This window comes from Streptomyces mesophilus, assembly GCF_040300965.1.
GTDB lineage: Bacteria > Actinomycetota > Actinomycetes > Streptomycetales > Streptomycetaceae > Streptomyces > Streptomyces mesophilus_A.
On record NZ_JBEPEW010000233.1, the window covers coordinates 1 to 8,827 of the forward strand.

Genomic DNA, 8,827 nt, shown 5'->3' on the forward strand with positions numbered 1-8,827 from the left:
CGGCCGGCGCGGCGCTCGCGGTGACGGCTTCGGCGGTGATCGCCGTGAACGTGGGGGACTCGTCGGGCGGGTCCGACGGCGGACCTCGGCCGGCGGCGAGCCAGTCGGTGCGGCCGGGGACCGCGCAGGAGTTCCTGGAGGCGGCGGCGCGGGCGGCCGAGTCGGTCGAGGGTGCGGAGCCGCGGGACGACCAGTGGTACTACACGAAGCACATCGGAACCTCTGTCGGCGCCGGCGGGGACGGAAAGCTGGGGAAGCCGACGACGGACGAGGACTGGTTCACGGCCGGGTCCCAGAAGGGCGAGGAGAGCGACTGGCGCGAGTATTACGCCCTCATGAAGGGTCTGCCGGACGACCCGGAAGGGATCGTGAAGGCGTACCAGAAGGCGTATCCGAACCAGTTCGACATGCTGGATCCGAAGAAGCCGGCGGATGTCTTCCACATCGCTCAGGCACTGGCGCGCTCACCGATCACGCCTCTGGAGGGCGAGGGCCAGGCCAAGCTGTACCGGGCGCTCGCGAAGCTGCCGGGGATCGAGCTCGCCGACCGCCCGGTGACCGACGCGGCCGGCCGCGAGACCGTCGCGATCGCGCTGAAGCCGGGGCCCGCTGACCGGTACCGCAACGAGATCCTGCTGCTGCCCGACACGTACCAGGTGGTGGGGCACCGCATGGTCGTGGCCCGTGACTTCACGGACGACAACGAGGAGACCGCGTTCTTCCCGGGGACGTGGAAGGCCGGTGACGTGATGACCACCAGTGCCGGCCTGGTCCTGGCGTTCGTCGACGAGAAGAACGTCCGGCCCTGAGGTGCTCAGGCCCCTGACGTCCAGGGGCCTGACATCCGGACCAGTGCCGTACGCCCGCACCCGGGGGGATGCGGGCGTACGGCACTCCCTCGTGCGGACGGGCAGGCGGGGGAACCCGGCCCGCACCCTGAGACCGGTTCGCTTCCGTCGCCGCGAGCCGGTTAAGTTTTGCCCATGACCGACACCACCACTGCCCCCCGTACCACCGGTGCCGTAGCCGCGGGCCTGGCCACGCTGGCCGCCGACGGCACCGTTCTCGACACCTGGTTCCCCGCCCCCGAGCTCAGCGGCGCTCCCGGCCCGGCCGGCACCGAGCGGCTGAGCGCCGAGCGTGCCGTCGAGCTGCTCGGCGAGGGTGCCGCCAAGGCCATCCGCAAGGACGACCGCCGGGGCGTGGAGATCGTCGCCGTCCGTACCGTCATCGCGTCCCTGGACGACAAGCCGCTCGACGCGCACGACGCGTATCTGCGTCTGCACCTGCTCAGCCACACGCTGGTCAAGCCGAACGAGCAGAACCTCGACGGCCTGTTCGGCCTCCTCGCCAACGTGGCCTGGACCTCGCTCGGCCCGGTCCCGGTCGACTCGCTCGAGACGGTCCGCCTCAACGCCCGCGCCGAGGGCCTGCACCTCGTCGTGCACGGTGTCGACAAGTTCCCGCGTATGACGGACTACGTGGCGCCCAAGGGTGTCCGTATCGCAGACGCCGGCCGTGTCCGCCTCGGCGCGCACCTCGCCGCGGGCACCACCGTGATGCACGAGGGCTTCGTGAACTTCAACGCCGGCACGCTCGGCACGTCGATGGTCGAGGGCCGTATCTCGCAGGGCGTCGTCGTCGGCGACGGCTCGGACATCGGCGGCGGCGCCTCCACGATGGGCACCCTGTCCGGCGGCGGCACCCAGCGCGTCGCGATCGGTCAGCGCTCGCTGGTCGGCGCCGAAGCGGGCGTCGGCATCGCGCTCGGCGACGAGTGCGTGGTCGAGGCCGGCCTCTACGTCACGGCGGGCACCCGCGTCACGATGCCCGACGGCCAGATCGTCAAGGCCCGCGAGCTCTCCGGCGCCTCGAACATCCTCTTCCGCCGCAACTCGGTCACGGGCGCGGTCGAGGCCCGCCCGAACAACGCGGTGTGGGGCGGCCTGAACGACGTGCTGCACAGCAACAACTGATCACCCGGGGCGGCCACTTGCCGCCCTGCTCTCGATCAACTCCCTGATCTGCCGCCGAGCTGCCGGCAGTTGTCACCGTTGGTCGGCGTCGAGCGCCCTTCCACGGCCCCAGGACCGGCCCGGGAGGGCGCTCGTGCGTGTGCACCGCGTCAAGGAGCAGCAGTGAGTGCCCAGGTGCGGGGGCCGGAGGGTGAGGCGCCGGTCAGGGGCTGGTCAGTGTGTCCAGCAGGTCGTGTGCCTCCTGGGCGCGTCGGTGTGCGGGGCCCAGTACGCGGGTGATGGAGGCGAGTGCGGTACGTGCCTCGTGCGCCGCCTCTGCGCGTCGGTCGAGGCCCAGGTAGGCCTGCGCGCGGGCGAGTTCGGGGGCGCCTGTCTCGGCGAAGGGCAGCGGGAGCGGCAGTGCCATGAGCTCGGTGAGCGCCTCCGCATGGCGCCCCTGCCCGTTGAGTGTGCCGACCAGTGTGAGGCGCAGTGCCGCGGCGCATCGTATGTCGCTCGGTGTCCGCGGCCGCCGCCTGAGCAGCCCTTCACGTGCGACCGTCTCGCCCTCCGTGTGCCGGGACTGCCCCGACAGAGCCGTGGCGAGAGCGTCCCGGGCGCTCAGTGAGACGGGCCGGGACCTCGGGTCCTTGCCGCGGTCGGCGAGTGCGATCAGCTCTCGGGCCTCCCGCTCGGCCTCCTCGTACCGCAGGAGGTCACAGAGAATCGCGGCTCGCTCGCAGCGGGCCTTGAGCGTCAGTGAGTGCTCGGAGCCGCGGATCCGGACGATATAGGGCAGGATCTCGTCCATCTCCTCGAGCGCCTGTGCGTGGCCGCCCTGCGCGCTCATGGCGAGCGGGGCGGCGACCAGTGCGTGCAGCGCCCACTCGTCACCGGGCAGGTGGGCGCGGTCGGCGGCGAGTTTCCGGAGGGTCGCCTCGCTCTCCGCGTAGCGGCCGCAGTAGTAGAGGGCCACGCCGTGGCCGGCCCAGGCCGCGGCAGTGAGCCGGTGCTGCTTGCCCAAGGCCGTACGGGACTCGTCCAGCGCCTTGCGCAGCGCCGCTTCGGCGGACTCCGCGGTGTGCTTGGTCAGGAGTGCGATCGCCTGGTGGACCTCGTGCGCGATGCCGGCGGACGGGTCCTTGCGCCACCTGGTCAGGAGTCCCATGCGGGGAGGCTAACCCGCGGGTTCGCCTGCGTGTTCGGAAGGGGGTGCTCCTGGGGCGCTCTCCCTTGCCGTCCGGGCTCAGGCCGCCACCCGCGCTTCCAGCAGACCGGCCACCGAGCAGAGCACCGCGTTCGCCTCGGCGGTGAGGGCGGGAGTGGCGTGGAACCGGCCTTCAGGGTCCACGCGTTGGTCGATCCCCGGGACCGAGAGGGTGTGCGGGGCGGGGCGCAGGCCCACGCGGGCGAGGACGGGGCGGAGCATCTCGATGGCCGGGGCGCCGCCCGAGGTGCCGGCGCTGTAGCTGATCAGGCCCACCGGCTTGTCGCGCCACTCCGCGTACAGGAAGTCGATCGCGTTCTTGAGCGGGGCGGTGAAGCCGCCGTTGTACATCGGCAGGACGAAGACGAAGCAGTCCGCCGCCGAGACGGTCGTGCTCCAGGCCTTGGTGTGCTCGTGGACGTACACACCGTCGGCGGGCAGGCCCGGTTCGTCGAAGAACGGCAGTCCCACCTCGCCGAGGTCGACGAGAGTAGAGGCGAACTGCCCGTGGGCGGCGGCGAGTTCGGCGACCCAGCGAGCCAGCGGGCGTCCGGCCGAGGTCGGGCGGGTGCTCGCGGAGAGGATCTGCAGACGGCGGATCATGGCGGATTCCTTACGGAGTGACGGCCCGGGGAGCGCGGGCGGTTGCGGTGAATGTGAGTCGGCGCAGGGCGAGTTGGGTCAGAGGGCCGATCGCGGCGGCGAAGAGCACGGTGCCCGGGCCGACGGTGCCGCCGAGCAGCCAGCCGACGGCGAGTACGGACGCCTCGATCGCGGTGCGTGCGAGGCGGATCGAGATGCCGCGGGCGGCGAGCCCCGTCATCAGGCCGTCACGCGGTCCCGGGCCGAGCCCGGCGCCGACGTAGAGCCCGGTCGCGAGGGCGTTGAGGAGGATGCCGGCGGCAAGGATCCCGCTGCGCACCCACGGATCGTGGAGATCGGGCAGTACGCCCAGAGCGGCGTCCGCGACCAGGCCGACGACCAGGACGTTGGCGAGGGTCCCGAGACCGGGACGCACCTTGAGCGGGATCCAGGCGAGCAGTACGAGGACGCCGACGCCGTTGACGACCCAGCCGAACGGCAGCCCCGTCGTGCGGGCGACGCCCTGGTGCAGTACATCCCAGGACGGGACGCCGAGTTCGGCGGCGACCATGAGCGCGATGCTCACACCGAAGAGGACGAGTCCGGAGCTGAGGCGGAGTGCGGCTGCCATGACCCTCTCCAAATGGTTGACGTGTCATCTATCCCCTGAGCTGAAGGTAGCCCCGGGTAGGTGACGTGTCAATCAGATGCGGGTACGGTGAGCGATATGACCGTGCAGGAACCTCAGTGGCTCACCGACCGCGAGCAGCGCGCCTGGCAGGCGTACCGCCGGATGTTTCTGCTGCTCAATGCGCAGATCTCGCGCGACCTCCAGCACGACAGCAAGCTCTCCGACCCCGACTACGACGTGCTGTCCAACCTGGGCGCGGCCCCGGACCGCCGCCGGCGGGTGAGTGAGCTGGCCGACCGCATGCTCTGGTCGCGCAGCCGGCTCTCGCACCATCTGGCGCGGATGGAACAGCGCGGCCTGGTCGTTCGGGAGGGGGTCGCCACGGACGGGCGCGGCGCCGTCGTGGCCCTGACGGATCAGGGGATGCGCACCCTGGACGCGGCGGCACCCGCCCATGTCGCCTCGGTGCGGCGGCACTTCATCGATCTGCTCAGCCCCGCCCAGCTGGACGTCCTGGCCGAGCTGGGGGAGACGGTCGTGGAGCGTCTGGCGCAGGAGTCCGGCCCGGCGTCCGCGTCCGGTGCCGCCGACTCGAAGTCCGCGCCCGGTGCGGCCGGTTCGAAGTCCGCGCCCGGTACAGACTGACGGCCGCCACTCCCGTCGCCGCCGTCGCGTACGCCAACGCCCCGATCGCCAACGTGCCGTCGGGCACCGCCCGGTCCGTCACGTAGTCGGCGGCCCCCGCGACCGCCACCAGGAGCCACTCGCCGCGGCCCTCGAACGCGGCGAGGGCGATCAGGAGCAGGGCGTACCAGGAGTAGCCCGGGGTCATCAGCAGGAAGGCCGTGCCGGTCAACAACAGGGCGCCGTGCCAAGGGCGTTCGGGTGCGCCGCGGGCGATCACGTACCCGCAGGCGAGCAGCATCCCGAGCAGTGCGGCCGGCAGCAGCCACGGCTCGGGGAGCACGAGCCGCAGCAGGGCGAAGCGGCCGGTGTCCGAGGCGTCGTCGTAGCCCTCCTCCTCCATGTAGCCGCCGAGATAGCCCAGGACCGACTGGTCCGAGAGCAGGACGTACGGAAGGTACGTCAAGGCGACGACGGTCAAGGCGGAGGCCACGAGCCGCACCGCGTCGCCCGCTCTCCGTACGCCTCCCAGGGCGCCCGCCAGCGCGAGCGCGGGCAGCAGTTTCGCCGCCGTGGCCGCGCCGAGCAGTGCGCCGCCGGTGAGGCCGCCTCGGCGGGGTGTGCCGGCGAGGCGGGCGCGGGCCAGGAGCGTCAGGCCGCCGACCGTGAACAGGACGCCGAGGACGTCCGCGTGCGCGTTGTTCACCGCCTCGACCGGGACCGCCGGGCACCACGCCCAGAGTGCCGCGTGCCGGGGGCGGCGGCGCGCGACGAGCAGCAGCACCCCCGTGACGCCGACCGAGAGCAGTGCGCCGCCGATCTGGAGCGGCTTGTGGCGGGCGCCGGAGGGGGAGGCGGTGTCGACGGCGAGGAAGTACAGCTCGCCGACGGGCGGGTAAATGGTGTGCACCCAGGGCCTGTTGATGCGGGTGCAGGAGTCCGCGTCGATCCTCGAACGGTCCCGTTCCCCGCATACGGCGCCGCGTGCGAACAGCCAGTCGTCGCGCAGCGGGCCGAGCGCCGCGGCCGCCGGGGGATGGTCGTACGGGGAGAGGCCGGCGGACTGGACGCGGCCGTCCCAGGCGTAGCGGTAGGAGTCCGTGCTGGTGCGCGGCGGACCGGCAAGCCCCGTGGCCGCGACGGCGATCGCACCCGCGAGCACCAGACCGGCCGCCTCCCGGACCGGCACCTTGCGCAGCGTCCACACCGCGGCCGCGAAGAGCAGCCAGCACACCGCGTACCAGAGGGAGAGGCCGCCCGGATCGGTGAAGTAGGTGTCCTGGGTGAACGTCATGGCGAGGGCCGTGACGAGTGCGGCGAGCAGGGTGCAGGGCAGCAGCAGGGCGCGGGGCGGGGGCGAGGTGCGGGTGATCACCTTTCGACCGTCGCAGCCCGGGTGCCGGGAGGGGAGTGCGGCAGGGCAGGCGTCCGAGAACCGTAAGGTGTCGAGCGCCCCATCGGGGGCCGTGCGGCGGTGTCATGGCGGACATGGACCTGCAGAGCAAGCTGCCCGCGTTCCGAGGGGCGTTGCACGACAAGCGCACGGCCACCGTGCTCGGCCGGTGGCTCGGGATCGCCGTCCTGGTCTGCTTCGCGACTGGTGTACTCAGCCACTATGTGCAGAACCCGAGCGGATGGCTCGTCGACGTGCTGCCGAGCCGGCCTTCCTGGGGGTACCGGCTCACTCAGGGGCTGCATATCGCGAGCGGTATCGCGGCGGTCCCGCTGCTGCTCGCGAAGTTGTGGACCGTGTATCCGCGGCTCTTCGTCCGGCCGGCGGTACGGAACGTGCGGCACGGTCTCGAGCGGCTCTCCGTGGCCGTGCTGGTCGCGGCGGGGGTCTTCCAGCTGTTCACCGGGCTGCTCAACACGGTGCAGTGGTATCCGTGGCCGTTCTCCTTCGTACCGGTGCACTTCGCGGTGGCGTGGCTGTTCGTGGGGGCGCTGTTCGTCCATGTCGCGGTCAAGTCGCCCGAGATCAGGGCGCATTGGCGGCGGCGGTCCGAGGCCACCCTGCGGCTCGGTGACGAGGGCGACCGGCGGTCGTTCCTGTTCGGTGTCACGGCTGCGGTCGCCGCGGTCACGCTGACGACGGTCGGGCAGTCGCTCACTCCGCTGAAGGGCCTGAACCTCTTCGCGCCGCGTCATCCCGGTTACGGCCCGCAGGGCCTTCCCGTCAACAAGACGGCGGCCGCGGCGGGCACGGATCAAGTCGACGTGGCGGCATGGCGGTTGGCGGTCGTCGGCCCGCGGCCGTTCACGCTCACCCTCGACGAGCTGCGCGCCCTGCCCCAGTACGAGGCCGAGCTGCCCATCGCGTGTGTGGAGGGCTGGAGCAAGTCGGCGAAGTGGCGCGGTGTCCGCGTCCGCGACCTGCTGGAACGGGCCGGTGCACCCGCCTCGTCCCGGGTGCGGGTGACGTCGTCGCAGTCGGGCGGCGCGTATCGCGTGATGGAGATGGGCCGCGGCTACACCGAGGACCCACTGACGCTGCTCGCCCTCGAACTCAACGGGGAGCCCCTTTCCCCCGACCACGGCTTCCCGGCGCGGATCATCGCGCCGAACCGTCCCGGTGTCTGGCAGACCAAGTGGGTCGCGAAGGTGGAGGCGCTGTGATGCGAACACTCCTCGGTGCGCTGGGAGTTGCGGCCATGGGCCTCGGCACCTGGCTCCTGCTCGATGTGCGGGACCCGGCCGACGTCGCGGTCTGGCTGGCGGGGGCGATCGTGCTGCACGACGGCCTGGTCGCCCCGCTGGTCCTCGGTATCGGTCTCTTCCTCGGCGGTCTGCGGGCGCGTGGTGCGGTGCGCGGGGCCCTGATCGTGGCCGGCTCGCTCACGGCGATCGCCCTGCCCGTGCTGCTGCGCCCGGGCACCCCGGCCAACCCCTCGGTGCTTCCGCTGGACTATCCGCGCAACTGGCTGTGGGTGATGGCGGGCCTCGGCGCGTTCGCGGTGGGCGCGGCCGTCCTCGGCTGGGCGCGGGGGCGGAAGCGGGGGTGAGCGGCGGATGGCGGTGCGGTGGTCGGAGGTGGCGTCGGGCCTGACGGTGCCGTCAGGTGCGGCGGGTCAGCTGGGCGAATACGCGGTCGCCGGACGTCCAGACCGCCGTCGTCACCAGGCCGCACGGCTCCGCGTAGTCGCGCAGGGCGCGGATGCCGACGCGCGCCCAGGGAAACCCCGGGCCCGGCAGGGGAGTTCCCGGTCTCGCCAGGGGAGTTGAGGCATCGGTCATCTGGACCCTGACGCGTTCGTCGACGTCCACCGGAGCGGTTTCGGCGATGATCGAGCCGTACGGGGTGAGCAGGGCGGCCGTGCGGGTGAGAAGGGCGTGCGGGTCGCCGCCGATACCGATGTTGCCGTCCATCAGGAGGGCCGTGCCCCAACTCCCCTCGCGGGGCAGGGGATCGAAGACGGAGCGGCACAGCGCGCTGCCGCCCGCGCGTACGGTGCGCGCCACGGCGGCCGGGCTGACGTCGATGCCGAGGGCGGGGCGGCCGATTGCCGCGAGTTCCGCGACGAGGCGGCCGGGGCCGCAGCCGATGTCGAGCACCGGGCCGCGGCCGCAGCGCGCGAGCACCGTGCGGTCGGCCGTGTCCGGCAGGGCGCACCACCGCTCCACCTCCAGCGGCAGCAGCCAGCCGTCCTCCTTGCGCAGGAACAACGGACCGCGCCCGCTGCGCAGCGCGGCGGCGTAAGGGCCCTCGTGCCAGGGGGAGTCGGCCCGGCCGAGGTCCTGGGCGGGGGCGGTCATCGGGTGCGCCGTACCGCGGCGCGTGCGGCGGGGGTGGCGACCGTGCGTGCGGGTGCGGGGCTCTTTACGGCTGCC

The 8,827-nt window shown here is 72.6% G+C and carries 9 protein-coding genes and 1 pseudogene; 5 read left to right on the forward strand and 5 right to left on the reverse strand.

The features are described from left to right. Nucleotides 1-809, forward strand: an 809-nt coding sequence (locus ABT367_RS39370; RefSeq protein WP_352258531.1) for a hypothetical protein, incomplete at its 5' end; no start/stop codon positions are given. Nucleotides 810-983: 174 nt separating this feature from the next. After that, nucleotides 984-1,976, forward strand: coding sequence for a 2,3,4,5-tetrahydropyridine-2,6-dicarboxylate N-succinyltransferase (gene dapD / locus ABT367_RS39375; RefSeq protein WP_352258532.1), 993 nt, complete (start codon nucleotides 984-986; stop codon nucleotides 1,974-1,976). Nucleotides 1,977-2,178: 202 nt separating this feature from the next. On the opposite strand, the gene ABT367_RS39380 is transcribed toward dapD, so the two are convergent. From ABT367_RS39380 to ABT367_RS39390, 3 genes are all read right to left on the reverse strand, one after another. Further along, entirely contained in the window at nucleotides 2,179-3,123 is a 945-nt protein-coding gene (locus tag ABT367_RS39380) for a tetratricopeptide repeat protein (RefSeq protein ID WP_352258534.1), read from the reverse strand. 78 nt (nucleotides 3,124-3,201) lie between these two features. Further along, nucleotides 3,202-3,765, reverse strand: coding sequence for an NADPH-dependent FMN reductase (locus ABT367_RS39385; RefSeq protein WP_352258536.1), 564 nt, complete (start codon nucleotides 3,763-3,765; stop codon nucleotides 3,202-3,204). Nucleotides 3,766-3,775: 10 nt separating this feature from the next. After that, entirely contained in the window at nucleotides 3,776-4,375 is a 600-nt protein-coding gene (locus ABT367_RS39390) for a YczE/YyaS/YitT family protein (RefSeq protein ID WP_352258538.1), read from the reverse strand. Between the two features lie 162 nt (nucleotides 4,376-4,537). On the opposite strand from ABT367_RS39390, the pseudogene ABT367_RS39395 reads away from it, so the two are divergent. After that, nucleotides 4,538-4,786 (forward strand): annotated as a pseudogene (locus tag ABT367_RS39395) (MarR family winged helix-turn-helix transcriptional regulator); the annotation flags it as partial. Between the two features lie 79 nt (nucleotides 4,787-4,865). On the opposite strand, the gene ABT367_RS39400 reads toward ABT367_RS39395, so the two are convergent. Further along, nucleotides 4,866-6,374: a glycosyltransferase 87 family protein gene (locus ABT367_RS39400; RefSeq protein ID WP_352258539.1), complete on the reverse strand. Its 1,509-nt coding sequence runs from the start codon at nucleotides 6,372-6,374 to the stop codon at nucleotides 4,866-4,868. Nucleotides 6,375-6,478: 104 nt separating this feature from the next. Here ABT367_RS39400 and ABT367_RS39405 point away from each other — a divergent pair, with 104 nt between their 5' ends. Together ABT367_RS39405 and ABT367_RS39410 are read left to right on the forward strand one after the other, a co-directional pair. After that, a complete protein-coding gene (locus tag ABT367_RS39405; RefSeq protein WP_434975642.1) occupies nucleotides 6,479-7,615 on the forward strand; it encodes a molybdopterin-dependent oxidoreductase in 1,137 nt (378 codons plus the stop codon). After that, the gene (locus ABT367_RS39410) at nucleotides 7,615-8,001 is read left to right on the forward strand and encodes a hypothetical protein (protein ID WP_352258542.1); all 387 of its coding nucleotides are present in this window, start codon (nucleotides 7,615-7,617) and stop codon (nucleotides 7,999-8,001) included. Before ABT367_RS39405 ends, ABT367_RS39410 begins: the two co-directional genes overlap by 1 nt. Nucleotides 8,002-8,053: 52 nt before the next feature. Here the strand turns inward: ABT367_RS39410 and ABT367_RS39415 are convergent. Beyond that, the coding region (locus tag ABT367_RS39415) for a class I SAM-dependent methyltransferase (protein ID WP_434975643.1) at nucleotides 8,054-8,827 on the reverse strand (774 nt) is incomplete at its 5' end.

What these genes read in the sequence shown, in the direction of transcription:
- dapD (WP_352258532.1), top strand. Translation starts at nt 984, where the DNA reads ATGACCGACACCACCACTGCCCCCCGTACCACCGGTGCCGTAGCCGCG.
- ABT367_RS39380 (WP_352258534.1), bottom strand. Translation starts at nt 3,123, where the DNA reads ATGGGACTCCTGACCAGGTGGCGCAAGGACCCGTCCGCCGGCATCGCG.
- ABT367_RS39385 (WP_352258536.1), bottom strand. Translation starts at nt 3,765, where the DNA reads ATGATCCGCCGTCTGCAGATCCTCTCCGCGAGCACCCGCCCGACCTCG.
- ABT367_RS39390 (WP_352258538.1), bottom strand. Translation starts at nt 4,375, where the DNA reads ATGGCAGCCGCACTCCGCCTCAGCTCCGGACTCGTCCTCTTCGGTGTG.
- ABT367_RS39405 (WP_434975642.1), top strand. Translation starts at nt 6,479, where the DNA reads ATGGCGGACATGGACCTGCAGAGCAAGCTGCCCGCGTTCCGAGGGGCG.
- ABT367_RS39410 (WP_352258542.1), top strand. Translation starts at nt 7,615, where the DNA reads ATGCGAACACTCCTCGGTGCGCTGGGAGTTGCGGCCATGGGCCTCGGC.